This window comes from Streptomyces sp. NBC_00009 (genome assembly GCF_045040855.1).
Lineage (GTDB): Bacteria > Actinomycetota > Actinomycetes > Streptomycetales > Streptomycetaceae > Streptomyces > Streptomyces aureus.
Genome location: NZ_CP108312.1, coordinates 5,142,734 through 5,168,012, shown reverse-complemented (window position 1 = coordinate 5,168,012; position 25,279 = coordinate 5,142,734). Strand labels below are relative to the sequence as shown.

The window sequence follows — 25,279 nt, the reverse complement described above, 5'->3', positions numbered from 1 at the left end:
CCGACATCCGCGTTTCGGGGAATGCGCTATGTCCCCTTCGCGACATCCGCGGCCGTGGCGGTCGCCCCGCGTTGGGCGAGCGCCGCGACCGCGCCGACGGCGACGGACAGGCCGAGGCCTATCGCGACGGAGTACACGGGGTCGTCGCTGACCGCTCCGCCGAAGTAGCCCACGCCCACCGAGTAGGCGGCCCAGACGACTTCGGCGAGCGCGGCGCCGATCGCGAACTTGCGGGCCGGATAGCGCGCCGCGCCGGCCGCGAGCCCGCCGAGGAGGCGCCCGCTGGGCAGGAAGCGGACGCCGACGACGAACGGGATCCCGCCGCGCTGCACCCGCCCCGCGGCCCAGTCGAACAGCTCGCCCCTGCGCCCGCGCCCCGCGGCGCCGCCGCGCACCCTGCGGCCGGCGAACCAGCCGAAGCGGTGGATGAGGACGTCACCGGCGAGCGCGCTGCCGGCCACCGAGAGCAGGACCAGGACGAGGGACATCTCGCCGCGCGCGGCGAGCATCCCGCCGGTGATCAGGAGTACCGCGTTCGGCAGCAGGGGCGGCAGCGTGGTGACCGCGAGGATCGCGTACGCCCAGCAGGCGGCGCCCGACATCCGGGTGGACAGGCCGGACGTGAAGTCGACCCATGACATGAGTGAGGCGAAGTCCATCGGTCTCCCTTTCCCTGGGCCCGATGCCTCTTTGGAGGCGTGTGCCGGGTATTTGGTGAGGCGTGTTCCCAGGTCAGAGGCCCACTGGCGTCGCCGTGGGCAGCGGCTGTGCGTGTCCCGGGCTTCAACAGTAACCTACGCTATCGATAGTTTCACTATCACTATGACGCAGGTGGCCATGACCGATGTGACGCTGTTCCTCCGAGAGTTCGCCCGCACCCGCCGGGACACCGGGGCCATCGCCCCCAGCAGTCTCCTGCTGGCCAGGGCCCTCACCCGCTATGTGATCCCCAGCCCCGGCCGCGCGCGCTCGGTGCTCGAGGTCGGACCCGGCACGGGCGCCGTGACCCGGCACATCAGGGCCTCGCTCGGCGCCCTGGACACCCTCGACCTGGTCGAGGCCAACCCCCGCTTCGCCGAACTCCTGCACCGCGACTACGGCGGCGACGAGCGGATACGGCTGCTCACCGGGCTGGTGCAGGAACATGAGTTAGGCAGCTACGACACGATCGTGTGCGGGCTGCCGTTCGCGAACTTCGACGCGGGCACGGTCGAGGACATCTTCGAAAGGATGCTCGCGGCGCTGCGCCCCGGCGGCACCCTGTCGTTCTTCGCGTACGCGGGGATGCCGCCGCTGCGCCGGGTGTTCACGACGGGCGGGGCACGAGAGCGGATCCTCGCGGTGCAGGCCGTCGTCGGGCGGACCCTGGACCGGCACCGGTTCCGCACGGAGACGGTGCTCGGGAATCTGCCACCCGCCCATGTGCACCATCTGGCGCCGGTGGCGCCGCTGCCGGCGCACGCCGGGTGAGCCGGCGGGGGCTACGCGCGGTGCTTGCGCCCGCTGCGGATACGGCCGGAGGCGTCCTCCTGGGCGATCCTGCGCAGCGCGGCCATGGCCGCGTCGCCGAGGACCGTGCCGAGGACGACGCCCTCGACCTTGCCGTCCGCGCTGGGCACGTCGGCGAGGGCGCCGAGTTCGGCGATCGCCAACTCCCCTGCCGCGGCGGCGTACTTGTCGAGCAGCGTGAGCAGGTCGCCCCGGTCGAGGTCGCGGTAGGTCAGCACGATCTGGACGAGCGCCTGCCAGCCCGGGTTCTCCGGCTTCGCCGCCCAGCCGTGCCGGAGCACGAGCTCGCGGACCTCGGCCTCGGCCCGCTCCCGGTCCTCGTCGGTGCCCCGCTCGACGGTGGCCTTGGTGACGGCGGACTGGGCGACGCCGAGCATCCCGTGGACCGTGCGGGTCGGGGAATCGACCTCGGACAGGACGTCACGCGCGGCCGCGATGGACAGGCCACCGACCTCCAGCATGGCCCGGATCAGCTTGAGCCTGCGGACATGGGAATCGTCGTACGCGACCTGGTTCGGGCTGGTGCGCTCACCCGGGGGCAACAGGCCCTCGCGCGAGTAGTACTTGATGGTGGGGACCGGAACTCCGGTGCGCCGCGCCAGCTCTCCGATACGCATTCCACGAGGATACTGCGCTTTCCCCGTGCCGTGTTCCCCGGCCGTGGTGCGGGAATTCGGGCAGCTTTTATCGCCGTTGAATTCCCGGACCATCGCGCTTCCATGCGCCGCCCCGGCGCTGATTCGGCGGCGTACCCCCTTTGCTCAGCCAGAAGCCTTCACGAGAAGGTCCCGCACGAGCGGCCTCGCTCCGTGCGGAAGCCCGCCGCCTGAGTGACGGTCAAGGGCTGAAACCGCGCAGACACCAGCGATTCAATGATCACTTAGACAACTGACCCCACCCGGACCACCCCCGCCCTCACCCCCCGTACAGTTCCTCGATCTCCCGCTCGTACGCGGCCGCGACCGCATGCCGCTTGATCTTCAACGAGGGGGTGAGCAGCCCGTTGTCCTCGGTGAACTCGCCTTCCACCAGGACGAATTTACGTATGGACTCGGCCCGCGAGACCGCCTCGTTCGCATAGTCGACGGCCTGCTGCACCGCCGCGATCATCTTCGGGTCACGGACGACGTCGGCCATCGGGGTGTCGGCGGGCATCTTCCGTACGGACAGCCAGTGCGCGACCGCCTCCGGCTCCAGCGTGATCAGCGCGGCGACGTAGGAACGGTTGTCGCCCACGACGATGCACTGGCCGACCGGCGGGCGGCTGCGCAGCCGGTCCTCCAGGACGGCCGGCGAGACGTTCTTGCCGCCGGAGGTGACGATGATGTCCTTCTTGCGGCCGGTGATGGTGAGATAGCCGTCCTCGTCGAGGGCCCCCAGGTCACCGGTGGCGAACCAGCCGCCGTCGAGCACCTCCGCCGTCGCCTCGGGGTTGTTCCGGTATCCGCCGAACACGATGCCGCCCTTGATGAGCACCTCCCCGTCGTCGGCGATCCGGACGGCCGTGCCCGGCACCGGGAGGCCGACCGTCCCGGGACGCGGGGCGAGCGGCGGAGTGATCGTGGCGGCGGCGCTGGTCTCCGTCAGGCCGTACCCCTCGTAGACGAGGATCCCGGCGGCGTAGAAGAAGAGGTTGAGGCGCCGGTCGAGGGGGGAGCCGCCGCTGATCGCGTAGCGCAGGCGCCCGCCGAGCTCCTTGCGCACGCGGCGGAACACCAGCAGGTCGTAGAGGCCGCGGGCGAGGCGGAGACCGAGGGACGGGCCGCCCTTGCCGTCGGGGCCCTTGCCGTCGGGGCCCTTGCCGCGGCTGAGGAAGCGGGCCATGTGCGCCTCGCCGTAGTTCACCGCGATCCGGTCGGCCCGGTCGAACGACGCACCGCGGCCGAGTTTCTCCGCGGTGGCCCGGCCCGTGTCGTGGATCTTCTCGAAGAGGTACGGCACCCCGACGATGAACGTCGGCCGGAACGACCGCAGTTGGGGCCGCAGCTCGTCGGGCTTGATGCCGGGGCAGTGGCCCAGTTCGATCCGGGCGAGCATGCAGGAGATCTGGATGGTGCGGCCGAGGATGTGCGCCAGGGGAAGGAACAGCAGCGTCGAGGCGACCTGTCCGGTCACCTCCTTGAAGATGGGGTGCAGCAGCTCCACCGTGTTCGCGGCCTCGGCGTGCAGATTGGCGTGGGTGAGGACGCAGCCCTTCGGCTTCCCGGTGGTCCCGGAGGTGTAGCAGACGGTCGCGACGGTGTCGGGGGTGAGGGCGGCGCGCCGCTTGGTCACCTCGTCGTCGTCCACCTCCCGTCCCAGGGTGGCGAGTTCGAGTACGGCGCCCGCGTCCAGTTCCCAGCAGCGCGGCCGCTCGTCCTCGGGCAGCGCGGCGAGCGCGGCCCGCGCGGTGGCCGTGTTCTCGGGCGTCTCGGTGATCAGATGGCGCGCGCCCGAGTCCCGGACGATCCACTCGATCTGTTCGGCCGACGAGGTGGCGTAGACGGGTACGGTCTGCCCGCCGGCCGCCCAGATGGCGAAGTCGAGGACGGTCCACTCGTAGCGCGTACGGGACATGAGGGCGACGCGCCCGCCGGGTTCGAGGCCTCCCGCGATCAGCCCCTTGGCCGCGGCGGTCACCTCACGCGCGAAGGCCGCCGCCGTGACGGGACGCCAGTGCTCGCCCTCCTTGCGCCGCAGGACCACGGCGTCGGGCGCCTCGGCGGCGTTCGTGAAGGGGATGTCGGCGGGCGTGCTCCCGCCGGGGTCCGCGGCGAGGGCGGCCGTGCGCACCTCGCGCACGGTTCCGTGCTCGTCCTTGACGGTCTCGACGGTGGCCCGGTCCGTCAAGTCGCTGCGCTGCTGTGCCCGTTGAAGATCCTTGCGTACGCCCATGACGGCTCCAGGTCGCGGCTGACGTGATCCCTGCGTCTCGCTCGTCCCACGCAGACTTACTCGGCCGTCAACTTACTCACGCGTAACGGAAATTCAATGGGGACGACGAGACCAAACGGCGCGGGCGGGTGAGGGTTCCTGCGCGGTCAGGCGTCGCGCGGGGTCCAGACCTCGCCGTCGAGGACGTGCCGCATCCCCACCCACACCATGTTCATCAGCCGCAGCGCGATCCCGTCCGGCGACTGGCCCGGGTGGCGCTCCATCCAGTCGGTGAGCGCGTCCGCGGCGCCGACGAGCGCGTGCGCCACGAAGTCGGCGTCCTCGGCGTCGAGCAGGGCTCCCCGCCCGCTGTCCGCGATGCCGTCCCCGACCAGGCCCGCGACCTCGGCCATGACGGCCCGGCGCGCCTCCGCGACCGCGGCGGCGATGGCGGCGCTGAGCTCGGAGGCCTGACGGTGCAGGACGACCCAGGAGTCGCGGTGTCCGGCGACGAACGCTAAGAACGCGGCGAGGCCCGCGTAGAGCCGCTCCTCGGGCTCGCCGCCCGCTCGCGCCGCCCCTTGGAACGCGGCGACGAGCCGGTCCGACTCCCGGCGCAGGCACGCCAGGAACAGCCCTTCCTTGGAGTCGAGGTAGAGATAGACCATCGGCTTGGAAACGCCCGCGAGTTCGGCGATCTCGTCGACGGAAGCGGCATGGTACCCGCGCTTGGCGAAGACCCGTACGGCCACGTCGATCATCTGCTGCTCGCGCTCGCGGCGCGGGACACGGCGCCGCCGGCCGGCGGGGGCGCCCGGTCCGCCACCCCGCGCCCCGGAAGGCTCCCCGAGCCCCCCGTAGCCTTCTGCCGGATCGCCCGTTATACCCGTCACGCTTGTCAGCCCATCTGCCCCGGCCGTAACCTTACTGGTTGGTAAGTTTACTGAATGGTAAGCAGTTTCGGTACACGGAGGGTTCCATGAGCGAGGGTGCAAGCACGCGCGACGGGATTGCCGGCCTCGACTTCTCGGCGGTCAGGCCCGAGCAGTTCGCGAAGATCGTGAAGGGCCTGTCCGCCAAGGAGATCGACCGGATCGCGCAGGACGGCGAGCTGCGGGCCCGCATCCTCGAAGAGGTCTTCGCGCGCATGGAGCGCCAGTTCAAGCCGGACGCAGCGGGCTCGCTCCAGGCGCTGATCCGCTGGAAGGTCACGAGCGCCGCCGACCAGGCGGAGGCCGTGTACGAGACGGCGATCGCGGACGGGACCTGCACGGTCACCGAGGGCCGCTCGGACGCCACGCCGCGCGTCACGCTCGCCATGGGCGACACGGACTTCCTGAAGCTGGTCTCGGGCAATCAGAGCCCCGTCACGATGTTCATGATGCGCAAGGTCAGGATCACCGGCGATGTCGCGCTCGCCGCGGGCCTCAACCGCTACTTCGACATCCCCAAGCCGTGACGGCGGGGCCTACGCTGCCGAGGTGACCACGACACCTCACGCGCACGCGCACGCGCACACCGACCAGGACCGGCTGATCTACGGATGCATGGGGCTGGGCGGGAGTTGGGACTCCGCGCCCTACAAGGCCGCCGACATCGACGCCGCCGAGGCCGCCGTACAGGCGGCCCTCGACAGCGGCATCACCGCGTTCGACCACGCCGACATCTACCGCGACGGCAAGGCCGAGGCCGTGTTCGGCGAGGTACTCGCCCGGACGCCCGGGCTGCGCGAGCGCATCACCGTACAGACCAAGTGCGGGATCCGCCTCGCCGACGGCGACCGCCCCGGGGTGTACGACCTGCGCGGCGCCCGCATCCTGCGGTGCGTCGAGGAGAGCCTGACCCGGCTGCGGACCGACCACGTCGACGTCCTGCTGCTGCACCGCCCCGACCCGCTGGCGGACCCGGGCGAAGTGGCCAAGGCCCTCACCTCGCTCCAGGAGCAGGGCCTCGTCAGGAGCTTCGGCGTCTCCAACATGAGCGCCCACCAGATCGCCCACCTCCAGTCCCACCTGGACTTCCCGCTCGTCGCCAACCAGCTGGAGATGAGCCTGAAGAGCCGGGACTGGGTGGAGGCCGGGGTCCTGGTGAACACGCCCGAGGCCGCCACGAACGGCTTCCCGCTCGGCACCCTGGAACACTGCGCCACCCACGGGATCCGCCTCCAGGCGTGGGGGCCGCTCGCCCAGGGCAGCTACACCGGCCGCGAGGCGACCCCCGCCGAATACGCCACGGCCCAGCTGGTCACGGCCCTGGCCGAGAAGAAGCACACCACCCCGGAGACGATCATCCTGTGGTGGCTCCAGCGCCACCCGGCCCGCATCGCCCCGGTCATCGGCACGGCGAACCCCGCCCGCATCCGAGCCTGCCGCGACGCCGCCCGCCGCGACCCCGAACTCACCCACGAGGAGTGGTACGAGCTGTGGGTGACGGCTCGGGGGGCGGCGCTGCCGTAGGGCTAAGCGCTGCGCAGCCGCGCCCTCGGGGGGGCGGCGCTCCCCTAGGACTAAGCGCTGCGCAGCCGCGCATACGCCCCGCCCCGGGCGAGGAGTTCCCTGTGCGTACCGCACTCCACGAGACGGCCGCCGTCCACGACGAGAATGCGGTCCGCGTCCGGCGCCAGCGCCAGATCGTGGGTGATCACGATGGTCGTACGGCCCGCCATCAGCCGGCGCAGCGGCTGCACCACGCGCCGTGTGGCCAGCGCGTCGAGTCCGGCGGTCGGCTCGTCGAGAACGAGGACCGGGGCGCCGCGCAGCATGGCACGGGCGATCGCGATGCGCTGCAGCTGACCGCCGGAGAGGGCGGCGGTGCCCGGGGCGATCCGGGTGTCGTAGCCCTCGGGCAGGTCAGTGATGAACTCGTGGGCGGCCGCCTCCAGTGCGGCCTGCCGGATCTCCCGCTCGCCGGCGCCCGGGAGGCCGCAGGCGATGTTCTCGCGGATGGTGCCGTGCAGAATCAGGGTCTCCTGGGGCAGCAGGGCTACGTTCTCGCGGAGGAACTCCAGCGGTACGTCGGTGAGGGGCACCCCGTCGAGGCGTACGGTCCCCGCCGTCGGGTCGTAGAAGCGCAGCAGCAGCTTGGAGAGGGTCGACTTGCCTGCTCCGCTTTCCCCTGTGATCAGGACGAGTTCGCCGGGCTCGGCGGTCAGTGACACGTCTGTCAGCGATTCCGCGGGAGCGTCCGGGTAGCGGAAGGAGACGCCCTCGAGGCTGATGCGGCCGTGCACGGGCCAGGCCGGCCGGGGTGAGACGGGGTCGGTCACGGCGGGCTCGGCGTCCAGGACCTCCTGAATCCGTTCCGCTCCGGCCGTGGCGGCGGTGAGCGTGAGGCCCAGCTGCCCGAGGTTGCGGATCGGCGGATAGAGGTAGCCGATGAAGGCCGCGAAGGCGAGCAGATCGCCGAGCGTCATGCGGCCCGCGGCGATCTCCCAGGCGCCGAATCCGATGACGGCCAGCACGCACAGCGTCTCGACGACCTCGACGAACTGCTCGTACAGCTCGCTCGCGCGGGCGCCGCGCACGGAGGCACGCAGCCACGCGCGGGCCTCCCGGTCGAGCCGGCGTTCCTCGTCCCGGCGCAGGTTGTAGGCCTGGGTGAGGACGACATTGCCGAGGGACTCCTCGACGACCGAGGTGATGGCGCCGTCGGCGGTGCGCTCGTCACGGGCCGCGGACTTGATGCGGCCGGCGAAGCGGCGGGCGGCGATGAGGAAGAGAGGGGCGAGCAGGAAGGTGACGAGGGCAAGGTCCCAGCGCAGCCAGAGGGCAGCGGCCGCGTAGAAGACGGTGGAGAACAACGCGGAAACGGTGCCGACCACGCCGGACACCACCATCTGTTCGATGGCCTCGACATCACCGGTGAGCCGCTCGACGAGATCGCCCTGCCGGTGCTTCTGGAAGAAGTGCGGGGGCAGCCCCTGCACATGACGGAACACGCCGGCGCGCAGCCGCAGGACGAACCGCTCCGCGGTCCATACAGCGAGCGAGTTTCCGGCATACCCGACCGCGGCACCGATCACGGCAACACCGAGCCACTGCGCGGCGGGCACCCAGAATGCGGAGAGCGATCCCGCAGCCAGCGCGTGGTCGGTGAGATTCGCGAAAATCAGGATCGAGGCTGTCTCGGCAAGCGCGGCGACCACGACGCAGACAATGATCAGCACCAGCCATCTGCGGTCACCACGCGTCAAGGGCCAGAAACGCCGGAACGCCTGACGGGCACCCGCGCTTTTACGCTCCACCAACTCCCCCAACCCCTCCGACTTCTCCGACTTTCTCAACTCTCTCCGCCCTGACCGGGAACACGGCCGAGGCGGGCCCCCGGCACACGCCGGGGGCCCGCCTCGACGGCACGGTTCAGCAGTCCTTGCCGGCCTTGTTGCCGACCGGACGGCGGCGGGGCTGCCGCTTCGGCTTGGGCGCCGGCTGGTGTGCAGCGGCCGGCTTCGCGCCGGGCTTGCGGGTCTTCTTGACGGGGGCGACCTTGTGGAAGCTCATGAGGGTTGTCCCTTTCTCGGTGACGCTTTTCCGTTTGCCGTAAGCCTCGTTCGGCTTCGACACGGAAAACATTACGCGGGCTCAAGGCCGGGAATGGCCAAATTGGATGAGAACTAGATCAGTTACGTCTGAGTTCAATTCTCATCACCCTTCAGGAACTGACCAGCCATTCACACAGAATTTACGCCGACCCATTCGGCGGCCGATGGCTTTCCTCGATATTCACCCAGAACTTACAGGGCAAAATGACAGCTTCTCCAATCCGCACGAGAATCGGACACGCGACTCAGATCTGTAGTTCGTCGGCCCTGCGTATCGCTTCCGCGAGCTGCCGCACGCCCTTGTCCTCCGTCGAACGGGCCAACTTGTCGGCGTGTGCGGCCAGTTGGGGCAGCGTCGGGGCTCCTGGAAGTGCACCCTGGCGCAGGGCGTCGGCGAAGTAGGCTGCCGTGGCCGCGAGTTGGAGGCCTTGGTTCGAGCGCCATACGTCCGTGTCCAGCGCGGACGCCTCGATCTGGGTCGTCTCCTCGTGCGGGGCTCGCGTGTCGGGGTCCAGCCAGCGCACGCCCGCCGTGGCGACGTGGCCGCTCGCGCCCGGGCGCAGCCGCACCGCGTACAGCGCGGTCACGGTGTGGCCGGGGCCGACCTCGCCGCCGTCCACGCGGTCGTTGCGGTAGTCGTCGTCGGCGACCTGCCGGTCGTCGTAGCCGATGAGCCGGAACCGCTGCACGGTCTGCGGGTCGAAGGCGACCTGCGCCTTGGCCTCACGGGCGCGCAGTTCGATGTTCTGCGGCAGCTCGTCGCAGAAGACCTTCCGTGCCTCCTCGGGAGTGGAGACGTACGTCGTGTGGCCGTCGCCCTTGTCGGCGAGGCGCTCCATCAGTGCGTCGCCGTACTCGCTGCCGACTCCTACGCCGAACAGCGTGATGCCGTGCTCGCGGCGGGCGTCGGAGATCCGGTCGAGGATCGCGTCGGCGTCGGTCTCACCGGTGTTGGCGAGCGCGTCGGAGAGGAGGACGACGCGGTTGGTGGCGCCGGGGCGCGCGCCCTCGACCGCGGTGTCGTAGCCGGTGCGCACGCCCGCGTCGAGGTTCGTGGAGGACATCGGCTCCAGGCTGTCGATCGCGTCGTGGACCCGTCCCCGGCCGCCGCCGACGCGGGTCATCGGCAGCACCGTCTCGGCCGTGTCGCTGAAGGTGACGAGTGCGAGTGAGTCGTCGGAGCGCAGTTGGTCGGTCATGACGCCGAGGGACTGCTTGACCAGGTCGAGCCTGCCGGGTTCGGCCATGGAGCCGGAGACGTCGATGACGAAGGTGAGGGCGGCGGGCGGGCGCTCGGACGCCGGGGCCGCCGGGCCGGTGGCGAGGCCGACCCGGAGCAAGGACCAGCCCTCGTCGCCGGCGCGGGCCCCGTCGGCCGTCACGGAGAAGCCGTTGCCCTCGGGGCGCGGGTAGTTCTGGCGGAAGCTGTTGATGAACTCCTCGGGCCGCACGGTCTTCGGGTCGGGCAGGCGCCCGTCGGCGAGGGTGCGGCGGGCGTAGCCGTAGGACGCGGTGTCGACGTCGAGGGCGAACGTGGAGAGGTAGTCCGCGGGCGTCGGTGACGGGGTGCCGGTCGGCGCGATGTCGCGCTGCTCGCCGTCGGCCTCGGTGCCCGGCGCGGGCGTCGCGGGCGCGGACGGGCGGGCCGGGGCAGGCGCGGGCAGCGGGCCCGTGCGCCGCGCCTTGCCGCCGTCCGCCGAGGAACCGTCGCTCCCGCCGCCGCACCCGGTGACGAGGAGCCCGCCCACGAGCGCCGCCACAAGCAGGCCGACCGCCCGCGCCCGTGTCCGCGCGCGTGGCCGCCTTCGCGCCCGCGCCGATGCCCGCGTACGGTCGCGGTCCCCTGCCCGGTGCTCGCTGTCAGGCCTCATCCGTGCCCCCTCGGTTCGCCGATCGTGCGTCAGCACTTGTGAATGTGACGTCCGAGACGGCCGGAACGAGCAGTCGGTGGCGTTGCGGATGAATCTCGATGCGGCTACGGAGGGGGCCCGCCGAGGCCGGAGGGTGATCCTCCGGAGACCTACGAGACGATGTCCTTGCGGCGAAATCCCCGGAAGGCCAGGGCGAACAGGATGACGGCGTACGTTACCGAGACGGCCGTCCCCTGGATCATGCCGCCCCACTCCAGGCGCGGCTGGATGGCGTCCGCCCACGCGAACTGCCAGTGCGCGGGCAGGAAGTCGCGCCAGTCGCCGAGCGCCGTCACCGCGTCGAGCACATTGCCCACGATGGTGAGCCCGACCGCGCCGCCGACCGCGCCGAGCGGCGCGTCCGTCTTCGTCGACAGCCAGAACGCGAGCCCGGCGGTGACCAGTTGGGACACGAAGATGTACGCGATCACGACGAGGAGCCGCTGCGCCGCCGTGCCCGCGGGGAGCGCGCCGCCGGTCGGGATCTCCAGCGGGCCCCAGCCGTACGCGGCCGTACCGACCGCGAGGGCGACGACGGGCAGCAGGACCATCGCGGCGAGGCTGAGGGCGAGCGCGACGGTGAGTTTGCTCCACAGGAGGCGGGCGCGGGGCACCGGCGCCGCGAGGAGGTAGCGCAGGCTGGACCAGCCGGCCTCGGAGGCGACCGTGTCGCCGCAGAACAGGGCCACGGGGATCACGAGCAGGAACCCGGCCGAGACGAAGAGGCACGTCGCGGCGAAGTTGGCGCCGGACGCGGTGGCCGTGTCCATCAGCGTCACCTGCCCGTTGCGCGCGCCCGGGTCGCCGCCGATGGCGAACGCGACGACCAGGACGAACGGCAGCAGGGCGAGGACGGCGCCCATGACGAGCGTGCGCCGCCGCTTCAGCTGGCGTACGGCCTCGACCCGCAGGGGCAGGGTGCGGCGCGCGCGGTATCCGGGCGCCACCTCGGTGGACTCGACGAGCGCGGTCATCCGGCTTCGCCTCCGATCAGGGTGAGGAACGCGTCTTCGAGGCGGCGGTGCGGGCCGAGCGATGCGACCGGCACGTCGAGCCGGACCAGCTCGGCGAGGAGTCTGGCGGCGGCCATCTCCCGGTCGGCGGAGGGTGGCATGAGGTCTGCGGACCGAGCCGGGTCCTCAGGTGCCGCCGGGGCGCTCTCCGTGGCGACCGCCGCGGGAACCGCCGGAACCGTCGCCGGGACTCCCGCGTGCGCAGGGGCGGCGAGACGGACCAGGAGTCCGCCGTCCGCGCGGGCCGCCGACTCCACGCCGGGCAGCGCCTCCACCTTCTCCACCAGCGCGTCGGAGATGTCCGCCGCGAGCCCGGCCAGGAGGGTGTCGCCGGAGCCGATGATGTCGGTGACCGGGCCCGCCTGCACCAGGCGGCCGCGGTCCATGACCACCAGGTGCGTGCAGGTCTGCTCGACCTCGGCGAGGAGATGGCTGGAGACGATGACCGTGCGGCCGGCGGCCGCGTACCGGATCATCACCTCGCGCATCTCGCGGATCTGGGGCGGGTCGAGGCCGTTCGTCGGCTCGTCGAGGATGAGGAGGTCGGGCAGGCCCAGCATGGCCTGCGCGATGGCGAGCCGCTGGCGCATGCCCTGCGAGTAGGTGCGCACGGCGCGGGCCAGGGCGTCACCGAGCCCGGCGATCTCCAGGGCCTCGTCCAGGTGGGCGTCCTCGGCGGGGCGGCCGGTGGCCGCCCAGTACAGCTCCAGGTTCTCCCGGCCGGACAGGTGCGGCAGGAAGCCCGCGCCCTCGACGAACGCGCCGACCCGCGACAGGACGGGCGCGCCCGGCCTGATGGCGTGCCCGAAGACGCGGATCTCGCCGCCGTCGGGCCTGATGAGGCCCATCAGCATGCGCAGGGTCGTGGTCTTGCCCGCGCCGTTCGGCCCGAGGAGGCCGAGGACCTGGCCCTTCTCCACGCGGAAGGACAGGTCACGGACCGCGTACCTGTCGGCCGACCTCGCGTACTTCTTGCTCAGGTCGGTGATCTGGAGCGGGACTTCGGCGAGGGCCGGGTCGGGGGCTCCGGCGCTCGCGCGGCGGCGGCCGGTGAGCAGCAGGGCGAGCGCCGCCAGGACGCCGGCGAGGGGCAGCCACCACACCCAGGCGGGCAGCGGCGCGGCGGCCGTACGCACTGCGGGTGCGGTGGGCACGGACAGGTCGCTCTTGAGGGAGACGGTGTACGTGGCGGGGTGCGTCGGGGACGCGTAGCCGAGGTCCGTGGAGGACAGGACGAGGCGCAGCCGGTGGCCCTTCTGCACTTCGTGGTCGATGGCGGGGAGCGTGAGCGTGACGTCCTTGCCGCCGTCGGCTCCGGAGCCCACCACCCTTATGGGTGAGGCGAGTTGGGAGGGCAGGACCGGCTGGGACCCGCCGCCGGGCGCGACGTCGTACACCTTGCCGAACAGGACGGCGTCGTCGCTGTCGGACGCGACGTGCACCGTCACCGTCGGGGACCCCGTGACGTGCAGGTCGTCGCGCAGGGGCGCCGACTCGAAGTGGGCGAACTGCCCGGGGAAGTCGAGGGAGAGGCCGACGCCCAGGGAGGAGAGCTGTCCGAGTCCACCACCGCCGCCGCCTCCGAGCCCCGGCAGGTTCGAGATGGCGGGCGGGCTGGCCCCTGCGGGGTTGTCGACGCGCTGCTCGCGCCCGGTCAGCGGCACGCGCCGCGGGTCGTTCGCGAGGCCCGGGTACGTGTCGCTGCTCGCGCCGCGCAGCTGGGCGGCGCCGTCGGTGGAGTCGATGCCTCCGGTGCGGGTGACGCGGAAGGCGGGGCCGGTGTCGGCCGCCTTGTCGTCCTTCAGATAGCGGTCGAACCAGGAGTCGACGCGGGCTTCGACGCGCCCCGTCTCGCGGTCGCCGCCGTCGTGACCGCCCGCGATCCAGTCGACGTCGACGGGCGCGCCGTTGGCCCGGATCGCCTGGGCGGCCGCGTCGGCCTGGCCGAGCGGGAACAGGGAATCCGTCTGGCCCTGCATCAGGAGCGTGGGCACCTTGATGCGCTTGCCGACGGCGATCGGCGAGCGCTCCTCGAGAAGTGCGCGGGCCGCGGCGTCCGGCTTCCCGGCCTCGGCGACCCGCTCGTACATGCGGCACAGCTGCGGCTCGAACCGGTCGCAGCCGCCGCCTGTGTTGATGAAGAGCCCGGCCCAGAGCTTCTTGTAGACGCCCTGGGGGAACAGTGCGTCGGCGAGGTTCCAGTACGTGATCTGCGGGGCGATGGCGTCGACCCGGTCGTCGTACCCGGCGGCGAGCAACGAGACCGCGCCGCCGTACGAGGCGCCGGTGACGCCGACGCGCGGGTCGCCCTTCTTGTCGAGCTGCACCTCGGGCCGCTTCGCCAGCCAGTCGATGAGCTTGGAGGCGTCGGCGACCTCACCCTTCGGGTCGTTGAGCCCGATCTTGCCGGTGGAGCGGCCGAAGCCGCGCGCCGACCAGGTCAGCACGGCGTATCCGTCGCGGGCGAGGCCCTCGGCCTGGGCACGCAGCTCGTCCTTGCTGCCGCCGAAGCCGTGGGCGAGCAGGACGGCGGGGCGGCGCTCGGATCCGGGCGTCGTGAAGTACGACGTGTCGATCCTGGCTCCGCCCGTGTCCATCACCGTGTCGCGGCGCTGCACGGGGGGCGCGTCGTCCGTGGCGGCCGCGGCCGCAGCCATCGATGGCCCGGCGCCCGCGAGCACCACGACGGCCGCGGCGGCAGCCGCCCACCGCCGCGGCCTGGCCCGCGGACCGGTCAGTCGTAGATCCATGCGTCAACGGTACGGGCGACCGCCGACAACGGGGGCAGCCCCCGGTCTGAACCGGCGGACCTCCCTGGGGAGTACGGTCCCGCCCCCGCGTACACCGCTCGTGGTACGAAGCGTCATGCAGAAATCCGGCATCCGCCGTGCGCGCACCGTCGACGAACTGTCCGCTGCCGGGCCCCTGTTCGACGGCTGCCCCGCCCTGCCTGGGGGTACCCCCACGCCCTTCAGGCAGTGGCGGCGGTCGGCCCGCTACCGCGGACAGCGAAGGGCGCGCAGGCCCAGGAGTTCCCGGACCCGCGCGCCCCGCGCGGTGCTGCGTGCTCAGACGGTCTGCTCGTCCTCGGGGATCGAAACCAGCCAGCGGGTGTCCTTGCGCGGCCGCAGGTAGAGCGCCCAGTAGAGGGTGGCGGCGGCGGTGATGCCACCGGTCCACAGCAGGTAGGAGACCTCCTGCTGGCTGAGGATGTAGGCGAGTACGGCGATCAGGACCACCGGCACCGCGGGCCACAGCGGCATGCGCCAGGCCGGCTGGTCGCGGTGGGAGCCGCGGCGGGCGAGCAGCGCGGCGACGGCGACCAGGAGGTACATGCCGGTGACGGAGACGCCGGTCACGCCGTACAGGGTGTCGAGGTTGACGAAGCAGAGGGCCGCGCCGGGCACGCCCACGACGAGGGTCGCGACCCACGGGGAGCCGAAGCGGCCGAGCTTGGAGAGCGCGTTGTTGACCGGCTCGGGCCAGGACTTGTCGCGGGCGGAGGCGAACAGGACGCGGGAGTTCTGGATGACCATGACGATGCCCGCGTTGATGATCGCGAGGGCGACGCAGAGGCTGACGAACGTGCCGACGGCGGAGTTGGACCAGGCCTCGACCATGCCGCTGATGTCGCCGCTGGTGAGGGCGGCGAGGTCGGGTGCGCCCATGGTGATGGCGACGACCGGTACCAGGATGACCACGGTGGAGATGGCGAGGGTCGCGAGCACCGTGCGGGCCACGTTGCGGCGCGGGTTCTCCAGCTCCTCGGAGAGGTACACCGCGGTCGAGAAGCCCTGCGTGATGAAGAGGGCGATGGCGAGCCCGGAGATGATCAGCATCGCGGTGACGGTGTCGGTGTGGCCGCCCGCCCCGGAGACGTGCAGGTCGACGAGGGAGCCGGCGCCGCGCTCGGAGTGGGAGAAGCCGAGGACGGCGACGACTCCGGCGGCGATGACCTCGAGGACGAGGAAGATGCCGGTGATCCAGGCGTTGGCGCGCAGGTCGAGCAGGCCCGCGAGGGTGGCGAGGAGCATGACGCCCGCGCCGGCGCCGGCGGCGGGCAGGTGCACGAGCGGGGCGAGGTAGTCCGCGGTGCCCATCGCGATGACGGGCGGCACGATCATGACGACGAGCAGCGAGAGCACGAAGACGAGCCAGCCGGCGAGGCGACCCGCGAGGGTCGACACCATGGCGTACTCGCCGCCCGCGCTGGGGATGAGGGTGCCCAGCTCCGAGTAACAGAACGCCACGGCTATACAGAGCAGCGAGCCGATCCCGATGGTGAGCGCGGTGGCGGTGCCGAGCGAGGAGAACAGGTCGGGGACGACCACGAAGAGCGTGGAGGCGGGCGTCACGCACGAGAGCGTGAGCAGGGTGCCGCCGACGACGCCGATGGAACGCTTGAGCTTCTGGGGACTGGCCGTGTTGCCGAGGGGCGCGAGGGGCTCCTCGGTGACGGTCGTGGGGCTTGGGCGAAGCGTGTCGGACATAGGGGAGCGGTTCCGATCGACTCGTGCGGCAGGCGTTTCTGTTACTCGGGCCGGGAGCGCTATCGCCTCCGAAGGGCTGTCGCGGTGGGGGGTTCTTCATCCGCTCCCGGCGCGTCATTGCACCCTGCGAAATCCGGAACGTCAACGGCCGTTTAGCTGCGGATTCCGCACCCGGGCCTTGATCCAACTGCGGCCACTTCCAAGCCGGTTCGCCGCAGCAGGTGCATTCCATCAGGTCGCCCGGATTAATGACCTTGCTTTCCCAGGTAAACAGCGCACGTCGACTGGGACACCCGATACATCCCCTACGTACGGGAACCGCAGTCCCCGCTCCGAAGTCCGCGGGAATTCGTCCGCACTCCGGACACTCCCCCGGCGCCCCGGGCACACACAGAGGTGCCCCGGCCGCGCTGTGTGGCGGCCGGGGCACCTGGTGCTGCCGGGACCTCAGTGGTTGCGCGGGAAGCCCAGGTCGACGCCCGCGGGGGCGTCGGACGGGTCGGGCCAGCGCGTCGTGACGACCTTGCCGCGGGTGTAGAAGTGCGTGCCGTCGTTGCCGTAGATGTGGTGGTCGCCGAAGAGCGAGTCCTTCCAGCCACCGAAGGAGTGGTAGCCCACCGGCACCGGGATCGGCACGTTCACGCCGACCATGCCCGCCTCGATCTCCAGCTGGAAGCGGCGGGCGGCGCCGCCGTCGCGGGTGAAGATCGCGGTGCCGTTGCCGAACGGCGAGGCGTTCATGAGCGCCACGCCCTCCTCGTAGGTGTCGACGCGCAGCACGCACAGGACCGGGCCGAAGATCTCGTCCTTGTACGCGGCAGCCGACACCGGCACCCGGTCGAGCAGCGAGAGGCCGATCCAGTGGCCGTTCTCGTGGCCCTCTACGCGCAAGCCGGTGCCGTCGAGGACGACCTCGCACCCCTCGGCCGCGGCGCCGGTGACGTAGGACGCCACCTTGTCGCGGTGCGCGGCGGTGATGAGCGGGCCCATCTCCGAGGTCGGGTCGTTGCCGGGGCCGATCTTGATCTTCTCGGCGCGGTCCTTGATCTTCGCGACGAGCTCGTCGGCGATCGAGGCCACGGCCACGACGGCCGAGATGGCCATGCAGCGCTCGCCCGCGGAGCCGTACGCGGCGGAGACCGCGGCGTCGGCGGCGGCGTCCAGGTCGGCGTCGGGAAGGACCAGCATGTGGTTCTTGGCGCCGCCGAGCGCCTGCACGCGCTTGCCGTTGGCGGAGGCCGTGGTGTGGATGTGGCGGGCGATCGGGGTCGAGCCCACGAAGGAGACGGCCGCGACGTCCGGGTGCTCCAGGAGGCGGTCCACGGCGACCTTGTCGCCGTGCAGGACGTTGAAGACGCCGTCGGGCAGGCCGGCCTCGGAGAGCAGCTCGGCGATCTTCATGGACGCCGACGGGTCCTTCTCCGACGGCTTCAGCACGAAGGTGTTGCCGCACGCGATGGCGAGCGGGAACATCCACATCGGCACCATGGCCGGGAAGTTGAACGGCGTGATGCCGGCGACGACGCCGAGCGGCTGGCGGATCGACGACACGTCGACGCGCGAGGCGACCTCGGTGGACAGCTCGCCCTTCAGCTGCACGGTGATGCCGCAGGCCAGGTCCACGATCTCCAGGCCGCGGGCGACCTCGCCGAGCGCGTCCGAGTGGACCTTGCCGTGCTCGGCGGTGATCAGCTCGGCGATCGCGTCGCGGTTGGCGTCGAGCAGCGCGCGGAACTTGAAGAGGATCGCGGTGCGCTTGGCGAGGGACGAGGTGCCCCACGTCGCGTACGCGGCCTTGGCCGAGGCGACCGCGGCGTCGACCTCGTCGACGTCGGCGAAGGCGACCTGCGTCGTGACGGCGCCGGTCGCGGGGTCGGTGACCGGGCCGTAATTGCCCGAGACACCCTCGACGGTCTTCCCGCCGATCCAGTGGTTGACGGTCTTGACGTCGGTCGTCATGAGGGCAAGCTCCTTTGGGGTCCTACGGGTGTTTCGGGTGTTTCGCGTTCGTTCACAGCCGGCGGCGCCGAGCGGTGACGCGCCGGTCGTACTCCTCGCGGGCCTTGACCGCCGACGGTCGGGTCGCTGTCTCGGCCACGGGCACATCCCACCACGCCTGCGCGGGGGGCGCGCCCGACACTGTGTCTGCCGTTTCGGTCTCCACGTAGACACATGTGGGTCCGTCCGCCACGCGCGCCGCCGCGAGGGCTTCCCGCAGATCACGGACGGTTTTCGCGCGCAGCACCGTCATGCCGAGGCTGGCCGCGTTCGTCGCGAGGTCGACGGGCAGCGGGGCACCCGTGTACGTGCCGTCGGCGGCCGGGAAGCGGTAGCCCGTACCGAACCCCTCACCGCCCACGGAGGCCGAGAGCCCGCCGATGGACGCATACCCGTGGTTCTGCAGGAGGACCACTTTGACCGGGATGTTCTCCTGGACGGCGGTGACGATCTCGGTCGGCATCATCAGATACGTGCCGTCGCCGACGAGCGCCCACACGGGCCGGCCCGGCGCGGCGAGCGCGACCCCGATCGCGGCCGGGATCTCGTAGCCCATGCAGGAGTAGCCGTACTCGACGTGGTACTGGTCGCGGGACCGGGTGCGCCACAGTTTGTGCAGGTCGCCGGGGAGCGAACCGGCCGCGTTGATCAGGATGTCGTCCTCGGTGACGAGTTCGTCGAGCGCGCCGAGCACCTGGGGCTGGGTGGGGTGCACCAGGTCGTCGTCGGCCGTGAAGCAGGCGTCGACGCGGTACTCCCAGCGCTCCTTGTCGTCGGTGTACTCCATGACGTACGAGGGTTCCGCGCGGTGGCCGCGGAGCCCGGCCGTGAGCGCCTCCAGTCCGGTGCGGGCGTCCGCGACCAGGGGCAGGCCCGCCATCTTGTGGCTGTCGAAGGCCGCGATGTTGAGGTTGAGGAAGCGCACGCTGCCGGGGCCGAAGAGGGTGCCGGAAGCGGTCGTGAAGTCGGTGTAGCGGGTGCCGACGCCGATGACGAGGTCGGCGGTGCGGGCGAGTTCGTTCGCGGTCGCGGTGCCGGTGTGGCCGATGCCGCCGACGTCCGAGGGGTGGTCCCAGCGCAGGGAGCCCTTGCCGGCCTGGGTGGAGGCGACGGGGATCCCGGTCGCGTCCGCGAACTCCTTCAGCGCCTCCTCGGCCCGGCTGTGGTGGACGCCGCCGCCCGCGACGAGCAGCGGCCTGCGCGCGGCGCGCACCGCGCGGACGGCCTCGTCCAGCTCGCGCGGGTCGGGCGCGGGCCTGCGCACGCCCCACACCCGCTCGTCGAAGAAGGCGTCGGGCCAGTCGTACGCCTCGGCCTGTACGTCCTGCGGCAGCGCGAGGGTGACCGCGCCCGTGTCGACCGGGTCGGCGAGGACGCGCATCGCGGCGAGGGCCGCGGGGATCAGGGCCTCGGGCCGGGTGATCCGGTCGAAGTACTTGGAGACGGGGCGCAGACAGTCGTTGACCGACACGTCGCCCGCGTAAGGGACTTCGAGCTGCTGGAGCACGGGGTCCGCGGGCCGGGTCGCGAAGGTGTCGCCGGGCAGCAGCAGGACGGGCAGGTGGTTGACGGTGGCGAGGGCGGCGCCGGTGACGAGGTTGGTGGCGCCGGGCCCGATGGACGTGGTCACGGCCTGCGCGGCGAGCCGGCCGCTCTGCCGGGCGAAGCCGACGGCCGCGTGCACCATGGCCTGTTCGTTGCGGCCCTGGTGGTAGGGCATGTCGTCGGCGTACTCCAGGAGGGCCTGGCCGATCCCGGCGACGTTGCCGTGCCCGAAGATGCCCCAGGTCGCATCGATCAGGCGGCGGCGCTCGCCGTCGCGCTCGGTGTACTGCCGGGACAGGAACCGCACGAGGGCCTGTGCTGTGGTGAGCCGCGTCATCGGTATCCCTCCGTCAGGTGATCGGGGTGGAAGCAGATCCGCCACTCCCGCTCCTCGCCCGGTCCCGCCATCACGTTCAGGTAGTACATGGTGTGCCCCGGCTGCGCGATCGACGGGCCGTGCCACCCGTCGGGGACGAGGACCGCGTCGCCCGTACGGACCTCGGCGAGCAGGTCGGTGCCGCCGGGCCTGGACGGCGAGACGCGCTGGTACCCGTACCCGCCGGGCCCCTCGATCTCGAAGTAGTAGATCTCCTCCAGCTCGGTCTCGACGCCCGGCCGGTGCTCGTCGTGCTTGTGGGGCGGGTACGAGGACCAGTTCCCGCCGGGCGTGATCACTTCCACGGCGATGAGCTGGTCGCACTCGAAGGCGTCGGCGGACGCGAAGTTGCGCACCTGGCGGGCGCTGGTGCCGGAGCCGCGGTGCTCGACGGGAACCTCCGGCGCGGGGCCGTAGCGGGCGGGGAGCTGACGCTCGCACTTCGCTCCTGCCAGGGCGAAGCGGCCTCCCGCGCCGGAGGCGATCTGCGCATGGGCGTCGCGGGGCACGTACGCGAAGTCGCTGACCCCGCCGAACACGCACTCCCGGCCCAGCAGTTCGATGATCCGGCCTCCCGTGCGCACGGTGCAACCACCTGTCAGGGGCAGCACGATCCATTCACTCTCGCCGGTGTCCAGATCGTGGGTTTGTCCGGGCCTCAGTTCGATCACTCGCAGCCCCGCACGGGACCAGCCGGCCCGCTCGGGGCCGACGGCCAGGGCGTAGGGCCCGTCGGCGGCGCTCCCCCGGGGCAGGTACGGGTTCATGAGGTCCCTGTCGTTCGTCACCGTCCCCTCCTACAGCAGCGACGCGGCGGTGTCGACCGCGCCCGCCACATCCCCGTCGGCCGGGTAGAGCAGCGAGCGCCCCACCACCAGGCCCTGCACGGTGGGCAGCTGGAGCGCGTGCCGCCACTTCTCGTACGCCGCGTCCTGGTCGTCACCCACATCGCCGCCGAGCAGCACCGCGGGCAGCGTCGACGTCTCCATGACGCGCGCCATGTCGTCGGGGTTGTCGGTGACGGGCACCTTGAGCCAGGTGTACGCGGAGCTGCCGCCAAGGCCGGAGGCGATGGCGATGGACGTGGTGACGGCCTCGGCGCTCAGGTCGCTGCGCAGGGTCCCGCTCACCGAGTCGCGGCGGCACAGGAACGGCTCGACGAACACGGGCAGACGCAGCTCGGCCATCTCGTCGACGGCGCGGGCCGCGGACTCCATGGTGCGCAGCGATCCCGGGTCGTCGTAGTCGATACGAAGGAGCAGCTTGCCGGCGTCGAACCGGAGCCGGTGCAGGTCCGCGGGCCGGTGTCCGGTGAACCGGTCGTCGAGTTCGAAGGAGGCCCCGGCGAGCCCGCCGCGGTTCATCGAGCCGAGGACGACCTTGCCGTCGAGCGCGCCGAGCAGAAGCAGGTCGTCGAGGATGTCGGCGGTGGCGAGGACCCCGTCGACGCCGGGCCGCGCCAGGGCGAGGCAGAGCCGTCCGAGGAGGTCGGCGCGGTCGGCCATGGCGAAGGGCCGCTCCCCCACGGCGAGGGCGCCGCGCGCGGGGTGGTCGGCGGCGACGATCAGGAGGCGCCCGGCCTCGTGCGCGATCAGCGGCCTGCGCGGCCGCCGCGCCGCCGCCTCGGCGACGGCCTCGGGATGGTGGGCCCGCAGCCGCACCAGCTTCAGGGGATCGACGCTCATGTCCCGGCCGCCCCGCGCGGGGACGTGTCCCGGGCTGCTCCCGCCGACCCGGCCCGCCCGGCTCATCGGACCTCTCCCGCCGTGAGTGCGGCCTCTACCTCGCCGCGGGTCGGCATCGCCGACGAGCACTCCAGGCGGGACGCGACGATCGCGCCCGCCGCGTTCGCGAACCGCATGACTTCCTCCAGCTCCCAGTCGGCGAGCAGTCCGTGGCACAGGGCGCCGCCGAACGCGTCGCCCGCGCCGAGCCCGTTCAGGACGTCGACGGGCAGCGGCGGCACCTCCGCGCAACTGCCGTCCGCGGCCATGGCGAGTACGCCCTTGGGGCCCTGTTTGACGACGGCGAGGCGCACCCCGGCGGCGAGCAACGCCCGTGCCGCCGCGGCCGGTTCGCGCTCGCCGGTGGCGATCTCGACCTCGTCGACGTTGCCGACGGCGACGGTGGCGTGGCGCAGGGCCTCGGCGTAGTGGGGCCTCGCCTGTTCCGGGTCCTCCCAAGCTGCGTCTCCCCAGAGCACCGGCCGCCAGTCGAGGTCGAAGACGGTGATGCCCGCCTTCGCCCGGTGCGCCAGCGCGGCCAGGGTCGCCGAGCGGCTCGGCTCCTCGCTCAGCCCGGTCCCCGTCATCCAGAAGACCCGGGCCGCCCTGATGGCGTCCAGGTCGAGTTCGGCGGGGTGGATCTCCAGATCGGGCGCCTTGGGCAGGCGGTAGAAGTAGAGGGGGAAGTTGTCCGGCGGGAAGACCTCGCAGAACGTGACGGGCGTCGGCAGGCCCGGCACGGGGGTGACCCAGCGGTCGTCGACGCCGAACTCCCGCAGCCGGCGGTGCAGATACTCCCCGAAGGGGTCCGCCCCGGTGCGGGTGACCGTCGCCGTGCGGCGCCCGAGCCGGGCCGCCGCCACCGCGACGTTCGACGACGATCCGCCCAGGAACTTGCCGAACGTGTCCACCTCCGCCAGCGGCACGCCCGTCTGCAACGGATAGAGGTCCACGCCGATCCGGCCCATGGTGATCAGGTCGTACGGCTCGCCGGGACTGGCCTGCATACGGATTCCCTTCGGCGGGGCGCGCGCCCCTTCGGCGGTCTCAGGCTCAGGTCTAGCCCTGCCACAAGACCCTGTCAACATTTTGTCCGGACATTCGGACCACGTCTTGACACCCGTCTCCGGCGCCCTGAAGGCTGGTCCCATGACGACGATGTCACCTCGTATCCGCATCGGCTCGGCACCCGACTCCTGGGGCGTGTGGTTCCCCGACGACCCCCGCCAGGTCCCCTGGCGGCGCTTTCTCGACGAGGTCACCGAAGCGGGCTACGAGTGGATCGAGCTCGGCCCGTACGGCTATCTGCCCACGGACCCGGACGTCCTCGCAGAAGAGACGGGCCGGCGTGGCCTGAAGGTCTCCGCCGGCACGGTCTTCACGGGCCTGCACCGCGGCCCCGGCGTCTGGGACGCGACGTGGGAGCACGTCTCGGCCATCGCCGAACTCACGCGCGCGACCGGCGCCGGGCATCTCGTCGTCATCCCCGCGTTCTGGCGTGACGACAAGACGGGCGAGGTCATCGAGGACTCCTCGCTCACGGCGGCGCAGTGGCGCGACCTGACCACCCAGACCGAGCGGCTCGCCCACGAGGTCCGCGAGCGGTACGGCCTGCGGGCCGTCGTCCACCCGCACGCCGACACGCACATCGACAGCGAGGAGAACGTCGCCCGCTTCCTCGACTCCACAGACCAGGACCTCGTCTCCCTCTGCCTCGACACGGGCCACTACGCGTACTGCGGCGGCGACAGCGTCAAGCTCATCGAGACGTACGGCGAGCGCATCGGCTACCTCCACCTCAAGCAGGTCGACCCGGCCGTGCTCGCCGGGGTCCGCGCGGGCGGGGTCCCGTTCGGGCCCGCCGTGGCGCGCGGCGTGATGTGCGAACCCCCGGCCGGGGAGCCCGCGTTGGAGCCCGTGATCGCGGCCGCGCAGCGCCTCGACGTCGATCTCTTCGCGATCGTCGAGCAGGACATGTACCCGTGCGAGCCGGACCGTCCGCTGCCCATCGCCCGCCGCACCAGGGGCTATCTGAGGTCGTGCGGGGTGTAGCAGGACGGCGCCACCGGCACCACCGGACGAACGGTCACGCCCGCGTACGCGCCTTCCATGCGCCGCCAATGCGTCACTCGTGTCACAAACACCCCTGTCCTGTCACACATGTCCCGTGCACGCGGGTCTTGCGTCACACCCCGTCGACAGCCCCTTGCCTCTGCTGTGGGCGGGTCGTTGTCCGGGCACAGGCTGACTGATCGCCAGCGTTCGCGCCGCAGCTCCCCCAACGGCCACCCCGAGCCGCCGCTGCGGCACCCGCAGCAAGGAGCCACAGATGACCGACCGAAGGCTCTGGTCGTACCAGGACATCGCCGCGCACATCCGGGTCCAGCCGGACACCGTGCGCTCGTACCGCAAGCACGGGCTCCTGCCCCCGCCCGACCACGTGGAATCGGGAAAGCCGTACTGGTACGCGGACACCGTCCGCGCCTGGGTCGCCTCCCGCCCCCGCAACCGCGGCCTCAAGCAGTGACCACCCCTCCGTCGCACGGGCACCGCCCCGCACGCATGCCACCGTGCGGGGCGGCGCCCCCGTTATTCGATTGCCCCGCGCGGCCGCCCCTTTGGACAATCCCCGGATGACCCAAGAACCCCTGGCGGCCGGCTTCTCCGTCAAGCCGGTACTGACCGGCGAGAAGACCGTCCTGCGGCCGTTCACCGCCGCCGACGCGGACACGATGGCCGAGATCATCGACGACCCGGAGGTCCGCCACTTCACCGGCGACCCGTCGAACGAGCTCACCGTGGACTCCCTGCGCTCCTGGTACGGCTCACGCAGTGCCCAGGACGACCGCCTCGACCTCGCGGTGACCGACCGCGCCACCGGCCGACTCGTCGGTGAGGTCGTTCTGTACGACTGGGACCCGGAGCACCGCAGCTGCACGTTCCGCACGCTCGTCGGCCCCGAGGGCCGCGGCCGGGGCCTCGGCACGGAGGCGGTCCGCCTCATCGTCGGCCACGGCTTCGAGCGCCTGGGCCTGCACCGCATCGGCCTGGACCTCTTCAGCCACAACCACCGGGCCCGCCGCGTCTACGAGAAGGTGGGCTTCGTCGAGGAGGGCGTGGCCCGGCAGTCGGTGCTGCGCGACGGCCAGTGGTACGACTCGACGCTGATGTCGGTCCTCGCGCCGGAGTGGGCGGAGCACCGCGGGCGGCCGGAGATCTAGGGTCTTTCGTTTGGATCAGGCCGGATCAGGGAGCGGGGTCTGGTGCCGTGCATCGCAAGGCGGAGGAGGGAGTCGACGCGGAGCGTCGGGGACCGACGAC

At 71.8% G+C, this 25,279-nt stretch carries 21 protein-coding genes; 6 read left to right on the top strand and 15 right to left on the bottom strand.

Translation table 11 applies throughout. The features are described 5' to 3' along the window. Nucleotides 1-26 precede the first annotated feature (26 nt). A complete protein-coding gene (locus OHA58_RS23305; protein ID WP_405481117.1) occupies nucleotides 27-659 on the bottom strand; it encodes a DedA family protein in 633 nt (210 codons plus the stop codon). Between the two features lie 163 nt (nucleotides 660-822). Between OHA58_RS23305 and OHA58_RS23300 the strand changes: the two genes are divergently transcribed. Next, nucleotides 823-1,470, top strand: a complete 648-nt coding sequence (locus tag OHA58_RS23300) for a class I SAM-dependent methyltransferase (RefSeq protein ID WP_405481116.1) — start codon at nucleotides 823-825, stop codon at nucleotides 1,468-1,470. 11 nt (nucleotides 1,471-1,481) lie between these two features. On the opposite strand, the gene OHA58_RS23295 is transcribed toward OHA58_RS23300, so the two are convergent. The 3 genes from OHA58_RS23295 to OHA58_RS23285 form a co-directional block, all read right to left on the bottom strand. Next, complete coding sequence (locus OHA58_RS23295; protein WP_405481115.1) at nucleotides 1,482-2,126, bottom strand: MerR family transcriptional regulator; 645 nt, start codon at nucleotides 2,124-2,126, stop codon at nucleotides 1,482-1,484. A 298-nt stretch (nucleotides 2,127-2,424) separates the two neighbouring features. Further along, nucleotides 2,425-4,383: an AMP-dependent synthetase/ligase gene (locus OHA58_RS23290; RefSeq protein WP_405481113.1), complete on the bottom strand. Its 1,959-nt coding sequence runs from the start codon at nucleotides 4,381-4,383 to the stop codon at nucleotides 2,425-2,427. A 146-nt stretch (nucleotides 4,384-4,529) separates the two neighbouring features. Next, nucleotides 4,530-5,255, bottom strand: coding sequence for a TetR/AcrR family transcriptional regulator (locus OHA58_RS23285; protein WP_405481112.1), 726 nt, complete (start codon nucleotides 5,253-5,255; stop codon nucleotides 4,530-4,532). Nucleotides 5,256-5,341: 86 nt separating this feature from the next. Between OHA58_RS23285 and OHA58_RS23280 the strand changes: the two genes are divergently transcribed. Further along, complete coding sequence (locus OHA58_RS23280) at nucleotides 5,342-5,821, top strand: SCP2 sterol-binding domain-containing protein (protein WP_405481111.1); 480 nt, start codon at nucleotides 5,342-5,344, stop codon at nucleotides 5,819-5,821. Between the two features lie 22 nt (nucleotides 5,822-5,843). Next, a complete protein-coding gene (locus OHA58_RS23275) occupies nucleotides 5,844-6,818 on the top strand; it encodes an aldo/keto reductase family oxidoreductase (RefSeq protein WP_405481109.1) in 975 nt (324 codons plus the stop codon). A gap of 50 nt (nucleotides 6,819-6,868) precedes the next feature. Here OHA58_RS23275 and OHA58_RS23270 read toward each other — a convergent pair whose 3' ends face one another. From OHA58_RS23270 to iolC, 11 genes are all read right to left on the bottom strand, one after another. Beyond that, complete coding sequence (locus OHA58_RS23270; RefSeq protein ID WP_405481107.1) at nucleotides 6,869-8,527, bottom strand: ABC transporter ATP-binding protein; 1,659 nt, start codon at nucleotides 8,525-8,527, stop codon at nucleotides 6,869-6,871. A 193-nt stretch (nucleotides 8,528-8,720) separates the two neighbouring features. Next, entirely contained in the window at nucleotides 8,721-8,861 is a 141-nt protein-coding gene (locus OHA58_RS23265) for a hypothetical protein (RefSeq protein ID WP_405481105.1), read from the bottom strand. A 286-nt stretch (nucleotides 8,862-9,147) separates the two neighbouring features. Next, entirely contained in the window at nucleotides 9,148-10,773 is a 1,626-nt protein-coding gene (locus tag OHA58_RS23260; protein WP_405481103.1) for a von Willebrand factor type A domain-containing protein, read from the bottom strand. 149 nt (nucleotides 10,774-10,922) lie between these two features. After that, nucleotides 10,923-11,786 (bottom strand): ABC transporter permease, encoded by an 864-nt coding sequence (locus OHA58_RS23255; protein WP_405481102.1) that lies wholly within the window; start codon nucleotides 11,784-11,786, stop codon nucleotides 10,923-10,925. Beyond that, nucleotides 11,783-14,575: an alpha/beta fold hydrolase gene (locus tag OHA58_RS23250; protein ID WP_405481100.1), complete on the bottom strand. Its 2,793-nt coding sequence runs from the start codon at nucleotides 14,573-14,575 to the stop codon at nucleotides 11,783-11,785. Before OHA58_RS23250 ends, OHA58_RS23255 begins: the two co-directional genes overlap by 4 nt. Before the next feature lie 318 nt (nucleotides 14,576-14,893). Continuing rightward, the gene (locus tag OHA58_RS23245; protein ID WP_405481099.1) at nucleotides 14,894-16,315 is read right to left on the bottom strand and encodes an APC family permease; all 1,422 of its coding nucleotides are present in this window, start codon (nucleotides 16,313-16,315) and stop codon (nucleotides 14,894-14,896) included. Between the two features lie 447 nt (nucleotides 16,316-16,762). Then, the gene (gene mmsA, locus OHA58_RS23240; protein ID WP_405481098.1) at nucleotides 16,763-18,274 is read right to left on the bottom strand and encodes a CoA-acylating methylmalonate-semialdehyde dehydrogenase; all 1,512 of its coding nucleotides are present in this window, start codon (nucleotides 18,272-18,274) and stop codon (nucleotides 16,763-16,765) included. 52 nt (nucleotides 18,275-18,326) lie between these two features. Then, nucleotides 18,327-20,195: a 3D-(3,5/4)-trihydroxycyclohexane-1,2-dione acylhydrolase (decyclizing) gene (gene iolD / locus OHA58_RS23235; protein WP_405481096.1), complete on the bottom strand. Its 1,869-nt coding sequence runs from the start codon at nucleotides 20,193-20,195 to the stop codon at nucleotides 18,327-18,329. Next, entirely contained in the window at nucleotides 20,192-21,001 is an 810-nt protein-coding gene (iolB, locus tag OHA58_RS23230) for a 5-deoxy-glucuronate isomerase (RefSeq protein WP_405485125.1), read from the bottom strand. The genes iolD and iolB overlap by 4 nt, the downstream gene beginning before the upstream one ends. Before the next feature lie 30 nt (nucleotides 21,002-21,031). After that, nucleotides 21,032-21,919, bottom strand: a complete 888-nt coding sequence (locus OHA58_RS23225; RefSeq protein WP_405481095.1) for a deoxyribose-phosphate aldolase — start codon at nucleotides 21,917-21,919, stop codon at nucleotides 21,032-21,034. A gap of 62 nt (nucleotides 21,920-21,981) precedes the next feature. Then, nucleotides 21,982-22,965, bottom strand: a complete 984-nt coding sequence (gene iolC / locus OHA58_RS23220; protein ID WP_405481093.1) for a 5-dehydro-2-deoxygluconokinase — start codon at nucleotides 22,963-22,965, stop codon at nucleotides 21,982-21,984. A gap of 142 nt (nucleotides 22,966-23,107) precedes the next feature. On the opposite strand from iolC, the gene OHA58_RS23215 reads away from it, so the two are divergent. The 3 genes from OHA58_RS23215 to OHA58_RS23205 all read left to right on the top strand — a co-directional run bounded on the left by OHA58_RS23215 (nucleotide 23,108) and on the right by OHA58_RS23205 (nucleotide 25,179). Continuing rightward, entirely contained in the window at nucleotides 23,108-24,010 is a 903-nt protein-coding gene (locus OHA58_RS23215; protein WP_405481091.1) for a sugar phosphate isomerase/epimerase family protein, read from the top strand. Nucleotides 24,011-24,287: 277 nt separating this feature from the next. Next, a complete protein-coding gene (locus OHA58_RS23210) occupies nucleotides 24,288-24,485 on the top strand; it encodes an AlpA family transcriptional regulator (protein ID WP_227294765.1) in 198 nt (65 codons plus the stop codon). 106 nt (nucleotides 24,486-24,591) lie between these two features. Next, a complete protein-coding gene (locus OHA58_RS23205; RefSeq protein ID WP_405481090.1) occupies nucleotides 24,592-25,179 on the top strand; it encodes a GNAT family N-acetyltransferase in 588 nt (195 codons plus the stop codon). Nucleotides 25,180-25,279: the final 100 nt, after the last annotated feature.